At 71.6% G+C, this 19067-nt stretch carries 18 protein-coding genes; 14 read left to right on the top strand and 4 right to left on the bottom strand.

What is annotated here, in order from left to right:
• Positions 1–147: 147 nt before the first annotated feature.
• Positions 148–1053 carry an AbfB domain-containing protein gene (locus ACZ4Z2_RS05005; protein WP_468072460.1) on the bottom strand — a complete coding sequence of 302 codons (906 nt, stop codon included), beginning with the start codon at positions 1051–1053 and terminating at the stop codon, positions 148–150.
• Between the two features lie 401 nt (positions 1054–1454).
• On the opposite strand from ACZ4Z2_RS05005, the gene ACZ4Z2_RS05000 reads away from it, so the two are divergent.
• The 6 genes from ACZ4Z2_RS05000 to ACZ4Z2_RS04975 all read left to right on the top strand — a co-directional run bounded on the left by ACZ4Z2_RS05000 (position 1455) and on the right by ACZ4Z2_RS04975 (position 5808).
• Positions 1455–1775, top strand: a complete 321-nt coding sequence (locus ACZ4Z2_RS05000; RefSeq protein WP_468072458.1) for a DMT family transporter — start codon at positions 1455–1457, stop codon at positions 1773–1775.
• Complete coding sequence (locus tag ACZ4Z2_RS04995; protein ID WP_468072456.1) at positions 1775–2311, top strand: TetR/AcrR family transcriptional regulator; 537 nt, start codon at positions 1775–1777, stop codon at positions 2309–2311. Before ACZ4Z2_RS05000 ends, ACZ4Z2_RS04995 begins: the two co-directional genes overlap by 1 nt.
• Before the next feature lie 160 nt (positions 2312–2471).
• Complete coding sequence (gene dapD / locus ACZ4Z2_RS04990; RefSeq protein WP_468072454.1) at positions 2472–3461, top strand: 2,3,4,5-tetrahydropyridine-2,6-dicarboxylate N-succinyltransferase; 990 nt, start codon at positions 2472–2474, stop codon at positions 3459–3461.
• 177 nt (positions 3462–3638) lie between these two features.
• On the top strand, positions 3639–3863 hold the full coding sequence (locus ACZ4Z2_RS04985) for a hypothetical protein (protein ID WP_468072452.1): 225 nt from the start codon (positions 3639–3641) through the stop codon (positions 3861–3863).
• 170 nt (positions 3864–4033) lie between these two features.
• Complete coding sequence (locus ACZ4Z2_RS04980) at positions 4034–4588, top strand: SigE family RNA polymerase sigma factor (RefSeq protein WP_468072451.1); 555 nt, start codon at positions 4034–4036, stop codon at positions 4586–4588.
• A complete protein-coding gene (locus ACZ4Z2_RS04975) occupies positions 4585–5808 on the top strand; it encodes a WD40 repeat domain-containing protein (RefSeq protein WP_468072449.1) in 1224 nt (407 codons plus the stop codon). Before ACZ4Z2_RS04980 ends, ACZ4Z2_RS04975 begins: the two co-directional genes overlap by 4 nt.
• A gap of 19 nt (positions 5809–5827) precedes the next feature.
• On the opposite strand, the gene dapA is transcribed toward ACZ4Z2_RS04975, so the two are convergent.
• Positions 5828–6730 (bottom strand): 4-hydroxy-tetrahydrodipicolinate synthase, encoded by a 903-nt coding sequence (dapA, locus tag ACZ4Z2_RS04970; RefSeq protein ID WP_468072448.1) that lies wholly within the window; start codon positions 6728–6730, stop codon positions 5828–5830.
• Positions 6731–6894: 164 nt separating this feature from the next.
• Between dapA and ACZ4Z2_RS04965 the strand changes: the two genes are divergently transcribed.
• Complete coding sequence (locus ACZ4Z2_RS04965; RefSeq protein ID WP_468072446.1) at positions 6895–7338, top strand: phage holin family protein; 444 nt, start codon at positions 6895–6897, stop codon at positions 7336–7338.
• A gap of 8 nt (positions 7339–7346) precedes the next feature.
• Positions 7347–7622: a DUF3618 domain-containing protein gene (locus ACZ4Z2_RS04960; protein ID WP_468072444.1), complete on the top strand. Its 276-nt coding sequence runs from the start codon at positions 7347–7349 to the stop codon at positions 7620–7622.
• Between the two features lie 204 nt (positions 7623–7826).
• Here the strand turns inward: ACZ4Z2_RS04960 and ACZ4Z2_RS04955 are convergent, their stop codons facing one another.
• Entirely contained in the window at positions 7827–8951 is a 1125-nt protein-coding gene (locus tag ACZ4Z2_RS04955) for a YihY/virulence factor BrkB family protein (RefSeq protein WP_468072442.1), read from the bottom strand.
• A 114-nt stretch (positions 8952–9065) separates the two neighbouring features.
• Here ACZ4Z2_RS04955 and ACZ4Z2_RS04950 point away from each other — a divergent pair, with 114 nt between their 5' ends.
• From ACZ4Z2_RS04950 to ACZ4Z2_RS04940, 3 genes are all read left to right on the top strand, one after another.
• Positions 9066–9767 (top strand): antibiotic biosynthesis monooxygenase, encoded by a 702-nt coding sequence (locus ACZ4Z2_RS04950; RefSeq protein WP_468072440.1) that lies wholly within the window; start codon positions 9066–9068, stop codon positions 9765–9767.
• A gap of 79 nt (positions 9768–9846) precedes the next feature.
• Positions 9847–10536: an ArsR/SmtB family transcription factor gene (locus ACZ4Z2_RS04945; protein WP_468072438.1), complete on the top strand. Its 690-nt coding sequence runs from the start codon at positions 9847–9849 to the stop codon at positions 10534–10536.
• A 15-nt stretch (positions 10537–10551) separates the two neighbouring features.
• Positions 10552–11295 (top strand): SRPBCC family protein, encoded by a 744-nt coding sequence (locus ACZ4Z2_RS04940; RefSeq protein WP_468072436.1) that lies wholly within the window; start codon positions 10552–10554, stop codon positions 11293–11295.
• 22 nt (positions 11296–11317) lie between these two features.
• Here the strand turns inward: ACZ4Z2_RS04940 and ACZ4Z2_RS04935 are convergent, their stop codons facing one another.
• Positions 11318–13144 (bottom strand): endonuclease/exonuclease/phosphatase family protein, encoded by a 1827-nt coding sequence (locus ACZ4Z2_RS04935; RefSeq protein ID WP_468072434.1) that lies wholly within the window; start codon positions 13142–13144, stop codon positions 11318–11320.
• Positions 13145–13513: 369 nt separating this feature from the next.
• Between ACZ4Z2_RS04935 and ACZ4Z2_RS04930 the strand changes: the two genes are divergently transcribed.
• From ACZ4Z2_RS04930 to ACZ4Z2_RS04920, 3 genes are all read left to right on the top strand, one after another.
• Positions 13514–15043, top strand: a complete 1530-nt coding sequence (locus ACZ4Z2_RS04930) for a hypothetical protein (RefSeq protein ID WP_468072432.1) — start codon at positions 13514–13516, stop codon at positions 15041–15043.
• Positions 15044–15384: 341 nt separating this feature from the next.
• Positions 15385–16857 carry an alkaline phosphatase PhoX gene (locus ACZ4Z2_RS04925; protein WP_468072430.1) on the top strand — a complete coding sequence of 491 codons (1473 nt, stop codon included), beginning with the start codon at positions 15385–15387 and terminating at the stop codon, positions 16855–16857.
• Positions 16858–17388: 531 nt separating this feature from the next.
• Entirely contained in the window at positions 17389–18972 is a 1584-nt protein-coding gene (locus tag ACZ4Z2_RS04920; protein ID WP_468072428.1) for a TROVE domain-containing protein, read from the top strand.
• Positions 18973–19067: the final 95 nt, after the last annotated feature.

Below are 19067 nucleotides of genomic sequence, written 5' to 3'. Positions count from 1 at the left end.
TGGTCGCCTGGGGGGACAGGGAAAAGAAGGAGGGAGGGTAACTGGGGTACTTTTTTGGTGTTGGGGCCGCGGACCGGACCCGGAGAGACTGGGGTTTTCCCCCCCCCCCCCCCCCCCCCCCCCACACCCATGTCGGGACGACGGCCGTCAGGACAGGCCCTTCTCCAGGGCGAAGGTGGCGTCGGCGAAGAACTGGCCGCTGTGCTCGTAGCGCTCGATACGGAGCTGGAAGTTCCGGTGGCGCACGAAATAGCCGGGGAAGTTGACCGACTCCAGCATGATCGAGCCCGAGTACGCGGAGCGGGGGCAGAACGTGGCGTCCTGCTTGAACAGGCCGGAGCCGTCGTCGCCCGAGGCGCGGAGCACGAAGTTCTGGTGGCGGACGTAGCGGCCGTCCGACATCCGGAAGGAGTAGCAGGAGGAGTTGGCGAGGCCGGAGACCACCTTGAAGGAGGAGTCCTCGCGGGTCTCGCTGCCGCTGGCCGAACCCACCTGGTCGAGCCGGAGGTAACCGCTGCTCAGATGCCAGTACCGGTCCGGGTAGTTGACGGACCGCACGGACTTCAGGCGGGTGGTGGACTGCGGCTTCTTGCCGGGCGACGTCGACTTGGACGGCTCGGCGGTCGGCTTCGACCCCTCCTGCCGCTTGTCGGAGGAGTCGGAGTCCTCGGAGTCCGACCCGTCCTTGTCGTCCTTGGACCCCTTCGCGCCGTCCTTGGCGCCCTGCGGCTCGGACAGCCCGCTCTTGCCGTCGGGGGCCGTCGTCGGCGGCGCCGGGGGAAGGGAGAGCGGGGCGACCGGGTCGTCGGCCAGGGTCGTGCGGTCCGTACGGGTCTGTGACGTGTCGTCAGAAGCGGCGTCCTGGAGGACGATCGCGGTGACACACGACGACACGACGGCCAGGGCGAGCGCTCCGGCCAGCCAGAGCCGGCGGGTGCCCGGTATTCGGGTGTCGTCGGGGGCGACACCGGTCTCCCACACCTTCGCGGATCTCAGCACCGGAAGGTTCGGGGTGTTCTGGTCCGGATCAGGTCCGGGCTTCGTTGGCGGCATGCGCGGTTCCCTCGGCGTCGCACAGGCGGACGCGAATTCGTCATGCGGGTCAGGGGAGGTGGTACGTGTCACCGGTGTGTGCAAACGCTTGCGGCCGTCACACAATCGGGAGATTGACCGTTGAAACAGTAGTGGACCGAGGGAGGCGCGGGGAGCCCTTTCCGAGAGCGCTTCCATAACGGAACGGCCCCGAAACGGCGGCCTCTTGGGGAGACATTCCGTACGGGTGCCCCCGTTCGGGGACGGACGGGGCCACCCGCGGGGACCGCCGGGGGCCTGTCGATCCCTGTCGATCCCTGCCCATCCCTGTCGATCCCTCGAAATGTATGACCGTACGCGTCATGTGCACGACCGTACGCGTCATGTGTACATCCGTACACATCATGTGTACGCTCGTACACATGGGATATCTGCTGCTCGGCTTCGCGATAGCCGCCGAGGTCGTGGCCACCACGGCCATGAAGTACAGCGAGGGCTTCAGCAAGTTGGGCCCGTCACTGGTCACGGGGATCGGTTACCTGGTCTCCTTCGGGCTCCTCGCCCAGGCGCTCAAGTCGATGTCCATCGGCACCGCCTACGCCATCTGGTCCGGCGTGGGCACCGCCAGCGTCGCCGCGCTGGGCCTGGTGCTCTTCGGGGAGGGACTCGGCCCCGCCGAGGCCGCCGGCATCGTGCTGATCATCGCGGGAGTGGTCGTGCTCAACCTGGGAGGTGCCCACTGATGGCCCGGCGGCACGACCCCGAGCGGCGGCAGCGGATCATCGACGCGGCGATCCGGGTCGTCGGGGAGAAGGGCATCGCGGGGCTGAGCCACCGCAGTGTGGCCGCCGAGGCGGACGTACCGCTCGGCTCGACGACGTACCACTTCAAGACCCTCGACGACCTCATGGTGGCCGCGCTGCGGCAGGCCAACGAGGGGTACGCGCGCATGGTCCTGGCCCGTGGCGCCCTCCAGGACCCACGGACCGACCTCGCCACCGAACTCGCCGCCCTCGGCAGTGAATGGTTCGCCGGCGACCGGACGGGCCTGGAGGTCGAGTACGAGCTCTATCTGGCCGCCCTGCGCCGACCGGCCCTCCGCCCGGTCGCCGCCGAGTGGGCCGAGGGCTTCGCGGACTGCCTGGCCCAGCGCACCGATCCGGTGACCGCGCGGGCGCTGGTCGCCCTGATCGACGGGATCTGCCTCCAGGTACTGCTGACGGGAGCGCCGTACGACGAGGAGTACGCGCGGGAGGTGCTGGCGCGGGTGATGCGCTGAGGGACGTTCGCTTCTGGCGCGGGGGTGAGGTGCTGAGGGGGCGCCCGCCGAATTTCGGCGGGCGGCGGCGGGAGGGTCGTCGCCGCCCCGGATGCCCGGCTCCTGAGACGTGCGGGGCGTGGGTTGGCCTGGTCCGCCCCCGGGCGGTTAGGTTTCCCTCATGACCGACACGACTGCTCCTCGCACCACCGGCGCCGTGGCCGCCGGCCTCGCCACGATCGCCGCCGACGGCACTGTTCTCGACACCTGGTACCCCGCGCCCGAGCTCATCGCCGAGCCGGGCCCGTCCGGCACCGAGCGGCTCGACGCCGAGCGGGCGGCCCAGCTGCTGGGCGGCGGCGCGACGGCGGCGATCGGTCAGGACACCCGCCGGGGCGTCGAGGTCGTCGCTGTCCGCACGGTCATCTCCTCGCTCGACGAGAAGCCGGTCGACACGCACGACGCGTACCTGCGTCTGCACCTGCTCTCCCACCGTCTGGTGAAGCCGCACGGCCAGAGCCTCGACGGCATCTTCGGCCTCCTGGCCAACGTCGCCTGGACCTCGCTCGGCCCGGTGGCCGTGGACGACCTGGAGAAGGTGCGGCTCAACGCGCGCGCCGAGGGCCTGCACCTCCAGGTGACGTCCGTCGACAAGTTCCCGCGGATGACGGACTACGTGGCCCCCAAGGGCGTCCGTATCGCCGACGCCGACCGGGTCCGGCTGGGCGCGCACCTCGCCGAGGGCACCACGGTCATGCACGAGGGCTTCGTCAACTTCAACGCCGGCACCCTCGGGACGTCGATGGTCGAGGGCCGTATCTCCGCCGGTGTCGTCGTCGGCGACGGCTCCGACATCGGCGGCGGCGCCTCCACGATGGGCACGCTGTCCGGTGGCGGCAACGTCATCATCTCCATCGGCGAGCGCTGCCTGGTCGGCGCCGAGGCGGGCGTCGGCATCGCCCTCGGCGACGAGTGCGTGGTGGAGGCGGGCCTGTACGTCACCGCGGGCACCCGGGTCACGATGCCCGACGGCCAGGTGGTCAAGGCCCGCGAACTCTCCGGCGCCTCCAACATCCTCTTCCGCCGCAACTCGGTCACCGGCACGGTCGAGGCCCGCCCGAACAACGCGGTCTGGGGCGGCCTGAACGAGATCCTGCACAGCCACAACTGACGACCGGCGAGCCGGTGTCGCGGAGCGCCCTTCCATGGTCCGAGCAGGGCCGGGGGAGGGCGCTTCGCATGATCTCTTACGGGTTGATCCGCGTGACCTTCCGGTGGGGGCGGCAGATGAACCGGGGGACGCACTGTCCTATCAGAGGGCGAGCCGACGAGATGAGGGCCGGACAGGATGAGGATCGATCGGGTGAGGACCCTGGCACGAGTGGTGAGCGGGGTGGTGGGCGCGGCCCTGGTGTGTGGGCTGCCCGCCGGTGTCGCGTACGCCGACGAGACCAACACGGCCTCGCACAACGGGCCCCGTATCGGGCTCGTCAACGTCGGCCAGGTCGACGACCCGATGGAGGACGTGCTGGAGCACACCCTGCTGTTCGGTGACGGGTACCGCTGGGGCTGAGCCGGCCCGCTTCAGGGGGCCCGGGGCCCGTACCGCGTTCGAGCGTGGTGCGGGCCCCGGCCCGTGTCCGGGAACTTTTTTCGGCGTACCGGCATAGCGGCGGGCGGATCCGCGCGTCACACAGAACACAGGGGCGGGACACAGGGCCCGCCGGGGAAGAGAAGGTGACGATGGATGCCGCAGGTCAGGAGAGTTTCCGGGAGTTCGTGGCCGGGCGGTCGTCGGCGCTGCTGAAGACCGCCGTCCTGCTCAGCGGCGGCGACCGGCACGCCGCCGAGGACCTGCTGCAGAACGCGCTCATCAAGGCGGCCGGCCGCTGGCAGCGGATCGACGAGCCCGAGGCGTACGTACGGCAGATCCTCTACCGGCAGCAGATCAGCCGCTGGCGGCTGAAATGGCGGCGCAAGGAGGTCACCGTCGCCGAGCTGCCCGACAGCGGCGCCGCCGACGGCGCGGCCGGGGTGGAACTGCGTCTGGTGATGCGCGGCGCGCTGGCGCGGCTGACCGCACGGCAGCGGACCATGCTCGTGCTGCGCTACTTCGAGGACCTGCCCGAGGCCGACGTGGCCCGCATCCTCGGCTGTTCCGTCGGGACCGTCCGGTCCACCACCCACCGCTCCCTCGCCCGGCTGCGGGAACTCGCGCCCGAGCTGGCCGGTCTCGGCCCCGCCCCGGCCGAGCAGCAGCCGTCCCGTGACTTCTCGCCCGTGGAGGTGCGTCCATGAACGTCGATGAACTGGTGCGCGACTCCCTGCGGGAGCAGGCCGCCGAACAACCGCCCCTGGAGCCGGGCTTCGCCGACCGTGTGCTGAACGTGCGGCGTCGCCGCCGGACCCGCAGGATCGCCACCGTCGCCGCGGCGACCGCCGCCGTGGTGGCCGTCGCGGTCGCCGTGCCGCTGCTGGAGTCCGGCAAGGACAAGGTGCGGCTCGCCAGCGAGATGAACAAGAGCGACATCATCGCCCACCCGAACCAGTCGCCGCCGCGCGACCTGATCGCCGCCGGGGACGTGGCGCTGGCCGCGTACTACACCTTCGACACGGTCAAGACGTCCAAGGACACCGCGGTCAGGCAGCGCAGCTACCGGATCCTCGACCAGAGGAACGGCAAGTACGTGAAGGACGACCGCTGGTCCATGGTGTCGGTCGCCCCCGGCATGCGGACCGCCGCCGTCCTGGAACGGGACCTGCCGGTCAAGCGGATCGGGCTGCTCGACCTGCTCTCCGGTGAGGTGGACCGCTGGATCCCGGTCGACCGGGGCGTCGCGAGCGTCGAGTTCTCGTCCGACGGCGGCAAGCTCGTCGCCACGACCTACAGCAAGAACCCCGACCTGCTGACCAGGGTGGACTACGACTCCGACGGCGACGGCAAGAAGAACGACTACCAGGTGGACTGGTCGACGTCGTACCGCACCGGCTTCTACGTGGTGGACGTCGACTCAGGGAAGGCCGGCTGGAGCGAGGTCGTCACCGACAACCAGGACGGGATCATCAACTCCCGCCAGGACTTCGCCTTCAGCGGCGACGCCAAGTCCGTCTACACCGGGCTGACCATGGAACCGCACCAGCAGTACTACGACCTCAAGGGCAACAAGGTCCCCGCGCCGCCGGACGAGATGTACCTGCACTGGTCGGTGGAGGCGCGGCTCTCCCCGGACGGCAGGCTCGCGGCCGGTGACTTCGCGGGCGGCGCCAAGACCACCGCCTCGTGGATCCTGGACCCCCGCACCGGCAAGCACCTCCACAAGGTGCGCGGTCAGCAACTGCTCGCCTGGGTCGACAACAAGCGGCTCATCGCCTGGGACATCGCGCCCGGGGACAACGAGTTCCGCAACGCCCTGGTGCTCGTCACCATCGGCAGCGACAAGACGCTCCCGCTCAGCGGCGCCCGCAAGGGCAACGACGGCGCGGCCGGCCGCTGGAACCCGGTCTTCGCCACCCGCTGACCACCGGGGGCGTGCTTCCTCAGGCGGCGGCCAGTGCTTCGTAGGCACCCAGCAGCCCGTCGGTCACCTCGTGGCCGGCGGGCCGCAGCGGTGCCCGGACCGGGCCCGCCGGCAGGCCGAGCCGCCCGAGCAGTGCCTTCGCCGTGACGGTGCCCGGCAGACCGGATGCCATCATCGCCTCCGTCAGCGGGACCGCCGCCCGCTGCAACCGCGCCGCCGTCGCGGTGTCGCCCGCGTCGAACGCGTCCACGATCGACCGGAAGTGACGGGGCACGGCGTTGGCGACCGTGCCGATGTAGCCCGCGCCGCCGAGCGCGTACAGCGCCAGGACGTACTCGTCGCAGCCCGTGTAGTACGCCAACTCCGTCTCCGCCAGCACCTTCTGGGTGCCGAGGAGGTCGTAGGCGCAGTCCTTCACCGCCACGATCCGGGGGTGGGCCGCGAGGCGGATCATGGTCGCCGGTTCGATCCGGGTGCCGGTGCGGCCGGGGATGTCGTACAGGGCGAGCGGGAGGCCGCAGCGGTCGGCGAGTTCACGGAAGTGCGCCTCGACGGCGTCCTGCGGGGGCCTGCTGTAGTACGGGGTGACCGCCAGGAGGCCGTCGGCGCCCGCCTTCTCGGCGGCCAGGGCCAGTTCCACGGTGTGCCGGGTGTCGTACGTGCCCACGCCCGCCACGATCGCGGCCCGGTCCCCGACCGCCGCCCGGACCGCCCGGATCAGCTCCGCCTTCTCCGCGTCCGTCGTCGTCGGCGCCTCACCCGTCGTACCGGACAGGACCAGCCCCTCGCAGCCCTCCGCCACCAGCCGGTCGGCGAGCCGCTGCGCCCCGTCGAGGTCGAGCTGTCCGTCCACGGTGAACGGGGTGATCATCGCGCAGAGGGCGCGGCCGAACGGGGCGGGGCGGTGCGTGGTGGTGGTCATGGGGGTAGTCTTGGCGCACGCATTGTGAAGCTCCACTTAATTCTTCTACGGAGTATGCGAAAGCATTGCTACGAGGGGGAAACATGGGCGGCGTGGAGGTCGGCTGCCTAGCGTGCGCCGGTCCGGGTACTCGGGGGCTCCCGAGTATGTGAGGAGGCGGAACTGTGACCGGGACCCTCGAAACCAGGCCGGACCGAGCCGCGCGTTCCGGGGCGCGCGGGCACGATCACCACTCCGTGGGGGAGCTGGTGGGACAGGCCACCGAGCAGCTCTCCCTGCTCGTGCGCCAGGAGATGGCCCTCGCCAAGGAGGAGCTGGCCGAGAAGGGGCGGCGCGCAGGGCGTGGCGGCGGGCTGCTGGGCGCGGCCGGAGCCGTGGCATATGTCGGGTTCATGACGATGGCCGGCGCCGCCGTCGCGGCGCTCTCCCTGGTCGTGGACGTGTGGGCCGCCGCGCTCATCGTGATGGGTGTGCTGTTCGTGATCGCGGCGGTACTGGCCGCCGTCGGGCGCGCTCAGCTCAAGCGGGCGACCCCGCCCAAGCCGGAGCGGGCGCTCGACAGCGTCAAGGCGGATGTCGACGAGATCAAGGGAAGGGCACGGCGATGATGATGGCCATGGGTGCGTCCGGCGGTGCCAAGGGATGGGCCGGGGAGAAGGAGGCGATCGGGGCGAAGGGCCCCGACGAACTCCGCCGGCAGATCGAGCTGACCCGGTCCCGGCTCGGCGACACGGTCGAGGAACTGGCCGCCAAGGCGGATGTGAAGGCGCGCGCCCGTGAGCGCGTGGAGTCCGTACGGCAGCGGGTGCCCCGGGAAGCGGTGATCGTGGGAGGCGCGGGAGTGGCCGTCCTGGCCACGGGCGTCTTCGTGTGGCGGCACTACTACCACTAGCGGCGCGGCCCCGGAGTGCGCGGTCCCTCCAGGGCGGGTTCCTGGTGGAGGGCGCTTTGCCGTGCCCCTTGCGTAAGCGGGATCGGGGGCCGTTCCTCCGTCTGAGTGCCCGTGTTCATGCCGGTGTGTGCCTGAGCGCCGGGCCGACCCTTTCGGCTGGTCGGCTTCGACTGGTCGGCTCGGCGGCTCTCTCGGACCATCGGCTCAGTTGATCGGCTCGACGTCCTGCGATGTCGTCGTACGGGCCCTCGCCTCCCGCAGCGCCCGTAGCCGGGGCGGCCAGGCGCGGGTGTCGCGGGGCTCGACGTACGGCTCCTCCGAGGGCGGGCGGCCCTGGACGATTCCGCGTTCGCGGGACAGCTCGGCGTCGAACTCCAGGCCGAGGAGGATCGCCATGTTGGTGAGCCAGAGCCAGACCAGGAAGACGACGGCGCCGGCCAGTGTGCCGTACGTCTTGTTGTAGGAGCCGAAGTTGGCCGCGTAGACGGCGAACCCGGCCGACACGACGAGCCAGATCAGGGTGGCGACGACCCCGCCGGGGCTGACCCAGCGCAGGCCCCGGCCGCGGACGTTGGGCGCCGCCCAGTACAGCAGGGCGATCATCACGGTCACCAGCACCAGCAGCACCGGCCACTTGGCGACCCCCCACACCGCGATGGCGGCGTCGCCGAGCCCCACCATCGTGCCCGCCCGCTCGGCCAGCGGCCCCGTGAACACCACGATCACCGCGCTCACGGCGATCATCAGCATCAGCACCAGGGTCAGCGCGATCCGCAGCGGCGTCAGCTTCCACACCGGGCGTCCCTCCGGCAGGTCGTACACCGCGTTGGAGGCGCGGATGAAGGCGGCCACGTACCCGGACGACGACCACACCGCCGTCAGCAGGCCGATGACGGCCAGCACTCCGCCGGTGCCCCCGCCGCTGTCGCTCAGTTGCACGACGGCGTCCCGCAACACGTCCCGCGCGGGGCCCGGCGCCAACTCGCCTATGTTGTCCAGGAGTCCGTCGATGGTGCGCTGCCCGGCGACACCGAGCAGCGACACGGTGAGCAGCAGCGCGGGGAACAGCGACAGCACGCCGTAGTACGTCAACGCCGCCGCCCGGTCCGCGAGATCGTCGTCCAGGACCTCCTTGGCCGTGCGCCGCACCACCGCCCACCAGGAACTCCTCGGCAGCCGGATGGGGCTGCCCGCCACCTCGGGCCCGTGTCCGGCTCCCGCCCCGGTGCCGGCGTCACCGCCGGTTCCGGCGCCCGCCCCCGACCTCAGCCCCGTCCCCGTTACCGCCCCCGTGTTCGCCTGCGCGGCGTCGGACCGCTTCTCGTCCATGACCGGGCGGGTCTCCCGAATTCGGGCTCCGAATCGCCCGGTTGACCTGAATCCTGGTTGAGGTTGAAGGGTGGGGGGTGCCCGTCCGTCGAGCACCGAACCTGGGGGAGCGTCATGACCCGTCGTACCGATGTCCATCCCGTCCTCGACCGCCCCGGCGTCGGGGCGCCCTTCTTCGGCACCTGGCGGGTCGGAACGCCGCGGCGGCAGCACCAGACCGTCGAAGCCGTCGCCGACACCTGGCTGGGGCGGCCCTGGCCCGCCGAAGGGATGTTGGGTTACTTCCTCTACACCGGTCACGACGGCTCCACGCTGCTGCACTACGCGCAGTGGGCCGACGAGCAGGCGTACGAAGCGTTCGCGCGGACCCGCCGACAGGAACGCGACGACGCGATCGACACCGCCGTGCCGGACATCGAGCGGGACCGGATCGGGCGCTACCGCCACTACCGCAGTCTCGGCGGCGGCCATCTCGACGTACGCGTGCCGGGGTGCGTCGTCATCGTCGACATCGAGTTCGACGGCCCGGATCCGGGCCGGCAGCGGGCCTGGGTGGACGCCGTGGCGGAGGCGCTGGCCACCGAGCCGGACCCGCACCCCGGCGGTATCGCCGCCCACTTCCATCTCGGCACCGACGGCACCCGGGTCCTGAACTACGCCGAATGGGAGAGCGCCCAGGACCACATCGACGCCCTCGCGGACGGCCACGGCGTCGGCTCACCCACCGAAGCCTGGCAGCGCGTCCAGACCTGGCCGGGGCTGAAGGGCAGCACGATCAGCCGGTACGAGTACGCCCTCGGTCTCCTGCCCGACTGACGCGAAAGGGGCCGGAACAGAACTCATCGAACACTCGAACCGTCTGGACAAAAAAAGTTTTCGGTGGGACGGTGGAGTCATGTGGGACGTCACCGTGATCGAGGACCCGGAAGCCGCGGCCGTGTCGCTGGACCCCGTACGGGCCCGGCTGCTCGCCGAGCTGGCGGCCGGCCCGGCGAGCGCCGCGATGCTGGCCGGAAAGGTCGGGCTGCCCCGCCAGAAGGTGAACTACCACCTGAAGGCGCTGGAGCAGCACGGCCTGGTCGAACTGGCGGAGGAGCGCCGCAAGGGCAATGTCACCGAGCGGCTGATGCGAGCGACCGCCGCGTCGTATGTGATCTCACCGCTCGCGCTCGCCGCCGTGCAGCCGGACCCGGACCGCTTCCGGGACCAGCTCTCGGCGCGCTGGCTGCTCGCGCTCGGCGCCCGGCTCGTCCGCGACGTCGGGTCGCTGATCACCGGCGCGGCCAAGGCGCGCAGGCGGCTCGCGACCTACGCGCTCGACGGCGAGGTCACCTTCGCCTCGGCCGCCGACCGCGCGGCGTTCGTGCGGGAGCTGACGGCCGGGGTGAGCGCCCTCATCCGCAAGTACGACGCCCCCGACGCCGAGGGCGGCCGGGCGCACCGCGTCGTCGTCGCCGTCCACCCCACGATCACCCGCCCGGCCGGGACGGCTGACGAGGCGCCGGACGCCACCGCGGCCGACCCCGCCCCTCGACTCCCGGCAGGACCCCCGCACGGCAGTCCCGCCCCCGAATCGCACCCGTAGTACTCAGGAGCCACCATGTCCAAGGAATTCGAGATCGCCCGTGAGTTCGAGGTCGACGCCACGCCCGAGCAGGTGTGGGAGGCCGTGACCAGCGGTACCGGCGGCTGGCTGTGGCCGATGGAGGCGCCCGAGCCGCGGGTCGGCGGCAAGGGGCCCTTCGGGTCCGAGGTCACCGCCTGGGAGCCGCCGCACCACTACACCAACCGGGTGGAGGACGTCGACGGCATCTCCGAGCAGACCCTCAACCAGCTCGACTACACCATCGAGCCGCGCGACGAAGGCCGGCGCGCCTGGGTGCGGTACGTGCACAGCGGCATCTTCGTCGACGACTGGGACAACCAGTACGACGCCGCCGGCCGGCACACCGACTTCTATCTGCACACCCTGCGCCAGTACCTGACCCGCTTCGAGGGGCGGCCGGTCACCGCCTTCACCACGTTCGACGGGCCCGGGGCGTCCTCGGCCGCCGACGCGTTCACCGCCGTCGCGCGGGCGCTCGGCCTCGCCGACGACACCGCCGAGGGTGCGCGCCTCCGGGCGGAGGGGCCCGACGGCAAGCCCCTGGACGCGGTGGTCGACTACCGCACCCCCTACTTCATCGGCTTGCGCACCGACGACGCCCTCATCCGCTTCTTCGGCCGCAACCACTGGGGCCACCCCGTCGGCGTCAGCGTCCACGACTTCGCGCCGGACGCCGACGCCGAGGCCGACGAGACGGCGTGGAAGGGCTGGCTGAACGGGGTGTTCAGCCAGCCCTGACAGACCCGGAACGCTCTGCCCGTTACGGGCGGAACCGCAGCACCGACGGGTCGTGGTCGCTGATCTGGTCGTGGAACTCCGCGTTGATGTGCACGCTGTCGTACGTGAACTCGCAGGAGCGACGGATCGACGGGCTCACCAGGATCTGGTCGAGGACCTGCGCGTTGCCCTGGTAGACGTACGAGTAACGCTCGCTCCTCGGCAGCGACTTGACCGACGACCACAGCGCGCCGCCGTCCTCCAGCAGCTTGGCGGTGTCGGAGAACTCGAAGTCGTTGATGTCGCCCAGGGCGATGACGTTCGCGCTCTTCTGCTTCGCCAGGATCTCCTTGACGAACGTGTTCACCGCGGTCGCCTGGAGGTGCCGCTGCGTCTCCGAGCTGCGGGCCGGCGGCTGGAACTGCGAGTGCAGCGCCTGGTCGCCGCCCTTGGACGAGAAGTGGTTCGCGATGACGAACACCGTCTCGCCCCGGAAGGAGAACTCGCCGACGAGGGGCTTGCGGCTGTTGGTCCAGGCGGCGTTCGCCGGGTCGATACGACCGGGGGAGGCCGTCAGCCGGGCCCTGCCGTACGCCTTCGTCACACCGACGGAGGTGGTGGCGTCGCCGCCCGCGCGGTCGGTGAAGGACACCCGCCGGGGGTTGAACAGGAACACCTGGCGGATGTTGCCGCCGGGCTCGCCGCCGTCCGCGAGGTCGACCGGGTCGATGGAACGCCAGTCGTACGCCGGGCCGCCGGCCGCCACGATGGCGTCGGTCAGCTTCTTCACCGTCTGGTCGGCGGCGACCGTACCGTCCTTCGCGGCGCCGCTGTTGTCCTGGATCTCCTCCAGGGCCACGATGTCGGGCGACTGCAGGTTGTTCACGATCGCGGCCGCGTGCGCGGCGAAGGTCGTGTCGGAGGGGTCGAGGTTCTCGACGTTGTACGTCGCCACCGCCAGCTCGCCACGCGCCTGCTTACGGGTCGTCTCCCGCTCCAGGCCGCCCTGCTCCAGGGTGCCGAGCTTGCTCGCGACCAGCGTGTAACCGCCGAACTGGTTGTAGTCCAGGGGGCCCTCGGTGGTGCCCGCGAGGACGTCGCCGACGTTCGCCTTCGGGAAGTCGGCGACCGCGCCGAGCGACTGGATCTGGAGCCGGCCGGTGTTCTGCGAGGTGTAGGAGCCGTAGACCGTGCCGCCGCGGCGGCTGGCGTTCTCACGCGGCTTCACCGTGACCCACAGCTCGGTGAACGGGTCCGTCGCGGTGACCACACGGGCGTCGGCGACCTGGACGTTCATGCCCTCCAGGGACTCGTAGTGGTCCAGGGCGTAGGCGGCCGGGTCGAGGGTGAGCCCGTTGATCGAGCCGTTCGCCGCGGTGTCGCCCGCGGGGGCGTACGCGTCCGGCACGGAGTCGGCGTCGACGACGGTCGCGGCCGGGACGGCGTTGCCGCCGGAGACCACGGTGACGGTGGCGCGGGTGATCTGCGTCACCGACTGGTTTCCGGACGAAGTACCGCCCGGCACGAACTCGCCGACCGTGCCCGACACCGTGACCGCGTCGCCCACGGCGACCTTCGGCGTGGAGCTCGTGAAGACGAAGATGCCCTCGCTCGTGGCCGGGCTGTCGTCCGCCCGGGTGTCCTGCATCCAGAAGCCGCGCGACGAACCATAGGTCCGGACACCCGTGACGATGCCCTCGACACCGGTGACCTGCTGGCCGACGAGCGGCGAGGTTCGCGTGGTGCCCTGGATGTCGTGGATGCGTATGGTGTCCGCCGCGGCGGGCGAGGTCAGGGCCACGGCGGAGACGGTGGAGCAGATGGCGGCGACGGTCAGCGCGCCGATGCGCGCGGTTCTCTTGCTCGGCAAGGGGATCCCTCCGGGGACGTACATGGGCGCCGGGACGAGGGTGGACGGGGGGTGGCCTGTTACCGGTGGGGCGGTGTGACGCGCGTAGAACGCCGGAACGCCCGACAGGGCGTCCAAGGGGCCGGGGTGTTCGCCCCCGTAGCTACCCGTGAGTTTCTACGCGCGTCAATCTCCAGCCTGGTCAGGCCACTTGTCAAGGTTTCGGCCACGTCCGACATCTGGCAGGTACATGAACCAGGCGGCATGGGTGGAAATCCGTCTAGGCTGAGCGGCTGCCGAGGTGGTGCCCCGACAGGCCCCGCCCCGCCCTTCGGTGATGCTTGTTCCGCACACCGCTCGCCGTCGTCCGCCCCCGAGGAGAACCCCCCGATGTCAGACAGCTCGCCACTGCCGCCGGTGCGGCTCCGCTCCGAGGCGGAACTGGCGCGGGACGCGCTCGCCACCCCGCTGCTCTCGCGCGCCGCGCGACTCGCCCGCTGGGCCGGGCCGGAGACACGGGTGGGCGCCGGGGGCGAACTCGTCGAGGAACAACTCCCCGCCGCCGCCGAAGCCCTGGGGCTCACCGGCGCGGGCGCCACCACCGGGGACACCACCGGGCCCGTCACCGCCGAGGACGCGGCGGCGCTGGCGAGCGAGGCGTGGCGGGTGGCCGTGGACACCGGGCTCGTCGAGATCGCGGACCCGGACCAGGAGGAGGGCAGCGGGGTCACCACCGGCGACGCGCTCGCGCTCCTCACCTCCGGCGCGCCCCGCGATGTGCTCGGCGTCTGGCTCGCCGCCCTGGAGGCCGCGCTGGCCGACGCGAGCGTGCCCGAACTCGACGGTCTCGTCGACGCCATGGAGTCCGGCGGCGAGATCGACTTCTCCGAGCTGGACTGGGACCCCGAGGCCGAGGCGGAGTTCCTCGACGGGGTGCTCGGCAACCTCTACCTCCTCACCGTCAGCGAGGACGGACCCGGCGACGGGCCGGTGCCGTTGCCCGCCCTCGCCGCGTCGATGATCGTGCCGGACGACATGGGGGAGCCCACCAACGACGTACTGGAGCAGGTGTCGGACGCGATGATGCGGCTCGACGACCAGTTCCGGGTGCTGGAGCCGGTCGGACTGGTGGAGTACCAGCCCGTGGACGAGGCGCTCATGACGGACGCGGAGGAGAACGCGGCCGCGGGGGGCACCGCGGCCGAGGGGGGCACCGCCGAGGGCGCCGGGAGCGGTCCCGTCGTCGACGACACCGATGTCACCCGGTACGGCATGGTGCGGCTCACCCCGCTCGGGCTGTACGGGATGCGGACGCGCCTCCAGGAGGCGGGACTCGTGGCCCCGGCGGTCGGGGACCTCGCCGACAAGGGTGCGGACGTGCTGCTCGACGGCACCGCCGAGTACCCGCCGGGGGCGGCCCTCGCCGAGACCGAGCAGTGGCTGGCCCGGCATGAACCGCTGGCCGCCGCGCGCGAGTTGCTCGCCGCAGCCCGGGGCTCCGACCAGGGGGCGCCGTTGCGGAGGCTGCGCTGCCAGCAGGCGCTGTCCCTGGTGGGGGCCGTCGCGGAGCCCGCCCTGCGGGAGGTGCTCGACGACGCGGAACTGGGCGGGCTCGCGCGGGTGTGGCTCACCGAACGGGGCGCCGCGGACGTGCCGGCTCCATCGGAGGAGATGGTGTTCTGGCTGACCATCGACACGGTGGCCGCGCAGCTGGCGGCCGAGGGGAACTCGGCGGAGCTGCGGGGGCTGGTGGAGGGGCTCGCGCAGCAGCACCGGGGGTTCTTCGACGCGGCGTGGCGGGTGGGGCATCCGGCCACGGCGGACGTGCTGGAGGCGATGGGGCGCATCCATCCGGACAAGCGGGTGGCGAAGGAGGCGCGGAAGGCGGCGTTCAAGGCGCGGTCGCAGAAGGGGGAGTGAGGGCTGCCGGGCGCCTGGCAGCTCGGGGGTGCGTGTGGTTTAGGCGGCTGCGGGTGGTGTGTGGTTTCTCGCGCAGTTCCCCGCGCCCCTGAAGGCTCGAGCCTGCGGCCCGGACTTCAGCGGGATGGCGCGCCGTCGAAAAGCACGAGGCGCAGGCCCGGGCGCTTCTCGGGGGCGCTGGGAGCACGAACGGCCCCCACCCGCCCGCACTCGCCCGACAACCCCGGTCTCCCGAGCTCTCCCGCGGTGTTCAACCACCGTTCAGGCGCGGGCGGGACAGTGCGGCGCGAAGGTTGGGTCCGCCACCCTCCACGGTCCTCCCACCGCACGCAGGAGACAGCATGTCGCTCACCCGCAGGGACTTCGCCAGTCGATCCGCGGTCACCGGCGCCGGTGTCGCGCTGGCCGGCACCGTGGGCGCCCTCGCCACCGCCCCACACGCCCTCGCGGTGTCGGACACCGGCGCGGACGACACGGACGGCGCCGGCCCCGACCGCGCGGACGACGGCGAGGCGCACCGGCACCGCGGAGCCGGCTACGGCCCCCTCGTCCCCGACCCGCAGGGGATCCTCGCGCTGCCGGCCGGATTCACGTACAGGATCCTCACCCACAGCGGCAGGACCAGACTGGAGTCCGGTGAGTTCACCCCGGGCAAGCACGACGGCACCGCCGCGTTCCCCGGACCCCGGGGCACCACCCTGCTCGTCAACAACCACGAACTGAAGGGCCCCCGCGCCAACTGGCCGCACCCGGTGCCGCTCACCGAGGGGCTCGTGTACGACCCGGCCGCGTCCGGCGGCTGCACGGTCGTCGAGGTCCGCCCCGACGGCCGGGTCGCCGAATGGGTCGGCATCGCGGGCACCTCCACCAACTGCGCGGGCGGCAGCACCCCGTGGGGCACCTGGCTCACCTGCGAGGAGAACTCCGACCGGGCCGGCGTCAACGGCATGACCAAGGACCACGGCTACGTCTTCGAGGTCGACCCCTGCGACCGGCGCGCCAACCGCGACCCGAAGCCCCTGAAGTTCTTCGGCCGGTACGACCACGAGGCCGTCGTCATCGACCCCAGGCGCGGCCACGCCTACCTCACCGAGGACGCCGCCGCCCCCAACGGCCTCTTCTACCGCTGGACCCCGCCGAAGGGCTTCACCCACGGCCCGCGGAGGTTCCGCGCCCTGGCCGACGATGCGGGTGTCCTCCAGGCCCCCAAGTGCTACGACTCCGGCGGCCGGTTCGTCGACGACCTCTCCCGCGCCACCCGCATCGGCACCGTCTACGGCGTCGACTGGGTCGACGTCCCCGACCGGGACGCGCGGACCGTCGCCGTGCGCAAGCAGTTCGACGAGATCACCCGCGCACGCAAGCTCGAAGGCATGTGGTGGGGCGACGGCGGCGCCTACCTCGTCTCCTCCTACGCCCGCGCGGAGAGCCCCGGCGCCGCGCACGACGGCCAGGTCTGGTTCTACGACCCCAAGCGCCGCACCCTCACCCTGAAGGTCCTGCTCGGCGTCAATCCCGACCCGTCCGCCGACGGCGCCCTCGACGGCCCCGACAACATCACCGTCTCCCCGTACGGCGGCATCGTCATCGCCGAGGACGGCGAAGGCGTCCAGCACCTGTTCGGCGCCACCGACAGCGGCCGTACGTATCCGATCGCCCGCAACGAGCTGAACATCGGCACCGAGGAGGAGCCGGAGTACAGCGAGTTCGCCGGCGTCACCTTCTCGCCCGACGGCAAGACGCTGTACGCCAACATCCAGACGCCCGGCATCCTGCTCGCGATCACCGGCCCCTGGAAGCGGCAGAAGCGGTGAAGCGGTAAAGGCGGTCATTTATTCGGTCGCCCGCCCCGCGACCGCCCTCCTAGAGTGATGCACGTCCAGGTGCGAAGGCAGGACCTACTTCCACTCTTAATGGGGCGGTCGCGGGTTCGAGTCCCGCCACCGGCACCAACACGCCGGTGTAGCTCAGGGGTTAGAGCACCTACGTCGGTTCCGCCGAATTCGATCTCTGGACACCCAAAACTTCATGCACCTCCCGGTGCGCGGGCTGCGGCTCCTTCTTCTGTAAAAAGAATCCACGCCGCCGCCACCTTGATCTCGGGAGGCGCGGCACAAGGTGGGTGCCCGGTGCGCAGGCAGCGGATACTTCGGGGACTGATGAGGAAAGCTCCTCGTACGGGTTCGAATCCCGTCATCGGCCCACGGCCGATGTGGCGGAACGGCAGACGCGCCAGTTTATAAGCGCCGCCGCCGCCGACCTCGACCTCGGGCACCTTCCTTCTGCCGCGCCTCCCTCCGAAAAATGTCACGCACAACGTGCGAAGGAATTCGGGGGAATTCACCATGGCGCGGTTCAACAGCAAGAGCACCCGGGCACGGCCCACGTCGCGCGTCACCTCGACGGGACGCGTGCTCCGCACCCACCAGGGCGGGCGCGGCCAGGAGCGGGACGAGCGCTCGGAGCTGTTCCTGCTCTCGATCGCCAACTTCGTCGCGCAGAAGACGTTCTACGAGTCCGGCGAGGACCGGGACGACCGGTTCGCCGCGCTCGTCCGCCGTCTCGCCGTCACCGACCCGGAGTGGACGGCCGGCCTGCTCGGCTGGCTGCGCGGCGAGGGCAACCTCCGTACGGCCTCCCTGGTGGGCGCCGCCGAGTACGTGAAGGCACGGCTCGACGCGGGCGTCACCCACGGCCCGACGAACCGCCAGGTCATCGACTCGGTGCTCCGGCGCCCGGACGAGCCCGGCGAACTGCTCGCGTACTGGACCTCCCGCTACGGCCGCGCCCTCCCCAAGCCCGTGAAGCGGGGCGTCGCCGACGCCGTACGACGGCTCTACCACCCCAGGTCGCTGCTGAAGTACGACACCGCGTCCAAGGGCTACCGCTTCGGCGACATCCTCAACCTGGTGCACGCGGCGCCCGACCCGGACAAGCCGTGGCAGGGCGACCTGTTCCAGTACGCCCTCGACCGGCGGCACCACCCGGACGCGGCGGTCGTGCCCAAGTCGCTGCCCGTGCTCGCGGCCCACCGTGACCTGATGGCCCTGCGGCCCGCCAAGCGCCGCAAGGTCGTCACCGGCGCGGGCGGCGCCCAGCGGCTCGCGGACGCGGGCATGACCTGGGAGGCGCTGGCGGGCTGGCTACAGGGACCGATGGACAAGGCGGCCTGGGAGGCCGTCATCCCGTCCATGGGTGCCATGGCGCTCGGGCGGAACCTGCGCAACTTCGACGAGGCCGGGGTCTGCGACGAGGTCGCGGCCCGGGTGGCCGCGAGGATCAGCGACCCGGCCGAGGTCGCGCGGTCCCGGCAGTTCCCGTTCCGCTACCTCGCCGCGTACCGGCACGCGCCGTCGCTGCGCTGGGCGTACCCGCTGGAGCAGGCGCTCGGTCACTCGCTGGCCAACGTGCCCGCGCTGCCCGGCCGGACCCTGGTCCTGGTCGACCGCTCGGGCTCGATGTTCTACTCGCGGCTGACCGACCGCTCGTCCCTCACCTACGCGGACGCGGCGGCGATCTTCGGTACGGCGCTCGCGCTGCGGGCGGCGGACGCGGATCTCGTCGAGTTCGGCACCACGAGCCGGCCGGTGGCGTACCGCAAGGGCGAGTCGGTGCTGAAGATCCTGGAGCGCTTCGGCGACCTCGGCGGCACCAACACCACCGAGGCGGTGCGCACGCACTACCGCAAGCACGACCGGGTGCTGATCGTCACCGACGAGCAGGCCGCCCACAGCCACCATGGTGACCCGACCGCCCAGGTGCCGGCCCATGTGCCCGTCTACACCTGGAACCTCGCCGGTCACCGGGCGGGCCACGGCCCCTCCGGCACGGCGAACCGCCACACCTTCGGCGGCCTCTCGGACGCGGCGTTCCGGATGGTCCCGCTGCTGGAGGCGGCACGGGACGCCGACTGGCCGTGGAGCCGATGACGGCGGGGGAGAGGGCGTGAGGACGCCCTGAGTGTGGCCCCGTGTCCCAGCAAGGACACGGGCCACACTCTTGTTCGCCCCCCGAACTGACATCT

The sequence above is a fragment of the Streptomyces sp. NPDC030183 genome, from assembly GCF_055573455.1.
Note: the sequence above shows the minus strand (reverse complement) of the source record. Positions and strands in the feature narration are given on the sequence as shown.

What these genes read in the sequence shown, in the direction of transcription:
- dapA (WP_468072448.1), bottom strand. Translation starts at nt 6,730, where the DNA reads ATGACCACCACCACGCACCGCCCCGCCCCGTTCGGCCGCGCCCTCTGC.
- ACZ4Z2_RS05000 (WP_468072458.1), top strand. Translation starts at nt 1,455, where the DNA reads ATGGGATATCTGCTGCTCGGCTTCGCGATAGCCGCCGAGGTCGTGGCC.
- ACZ4Z2_RS04945 (WP_468072438.1), top strand. Translation starts at nt 9,847, where the DNA reads ATGTGGGACGTCACCGTGATCGAGGACCCGGAAGCCGCGGCCGTGTCG.
- ACZ4Z2_RS04980 (WP_468072451.1), top strand. Translation starts at nt 4,034, where the DNA reads ATGGATGCCGCAGGTCAGGAGAGTTTCCGGGAGTTCGTGGCCGGGCGG.
- ACZ4Z2_RS04975 (WP_468072449.1), top strand. Translation starts at nt 4,585, where the DNA reads ATGAACGTCGATGAACTGGTGCGCGACTCCCTGCGGGAGCAGGCCGCC.
- ACZ4Z2_RS04950 (WP_468072440.1), top strand. Translation starts at nt 9,066, where the DNA reads ATGACCCGTCGTACCGATGTCCATCCCGTCCTCGACCGCCCCGGCGTC.
- dapD (WP_468072454.1), top strand. Translation starts at nt 2,472, where the DNA reads ATGACCGACACGACTGCTCCTCGCACCACCGGCGCCGTGGCCGCCGGC.
- ACZ4Z2_RS04920 (WP_468072428.1), top strand. Translation starts at nt 17,389, where the DNA reads ATGGCGCGGTTCAACAGCAAGAGCACCCGGGCACGGCCCACGTCGCGC.
- ACZ4Z2_RS04930 (WP_468072432.1), top strand. Translation starts at nt 13,514, where the DNA reads ATGTCAGACAGCTCGCCACTGCCGCCGGTGCGGCTCCGCTCCGAGGCG.
- ACZ4Z2_RS05005 (WP_468072460.1), bottom strand. Translation starts at nt 1,053, where the DNA reads ATGCCGCCAACGAAGCCCGGACCTGATCCGGACCAGAACACCCCGAAC.
- ACZ4Z2_RS04995 (WP_468072456.1), top strand. Translation starts at nt 1,775, where the DNA reads ATGGCCCGGCGGCACGACCCCGAGCGGCGGCAGCGGATCATCGACGCG.
- ACZ4Z2_RS04960 (WP_468072444.1), top strand. Translation starts at nt 7,347, where the DNA reads ATGGGTGCGTCCGGCGGTGCCAAGGGATGGGCCGGGGAGAAGGAGGCG.
- ACZ4Z2_RS04955 (WP_468072442.1), bottom strand. Translation starts at nt 8,951, where the DNA reads ATGGACGAGAAGCGGTCCGACGCCGCGCAGGCGAACACGGGGGCGGTA.
- ACZ4Z2_RS04940 (WP_468072436.1), top strand. Translation starts at nt 10,552, where the DNA reads ATGTCCAAGGAATTCGAGATCGCCCGTGAGTTCGAGGTCGACGCCACG.
- ACZ4Z2_RS04985 (WP_468072452.1), top strand. Translation starts at nt 3,639, where the DNA reads ATGAGGATCGATCGGGTGAGGACCCTGGCACGAGTGGTGAGCGGGGTG.
- ACZ4Z2_RS04925 (WP_468072430.1), top strand. Translation starts at nt 15,385, where the DNA reads ATGTCGCTCACCCGCAGGGACTTCGCCAGTCGATCCGCGGTCACCGGC.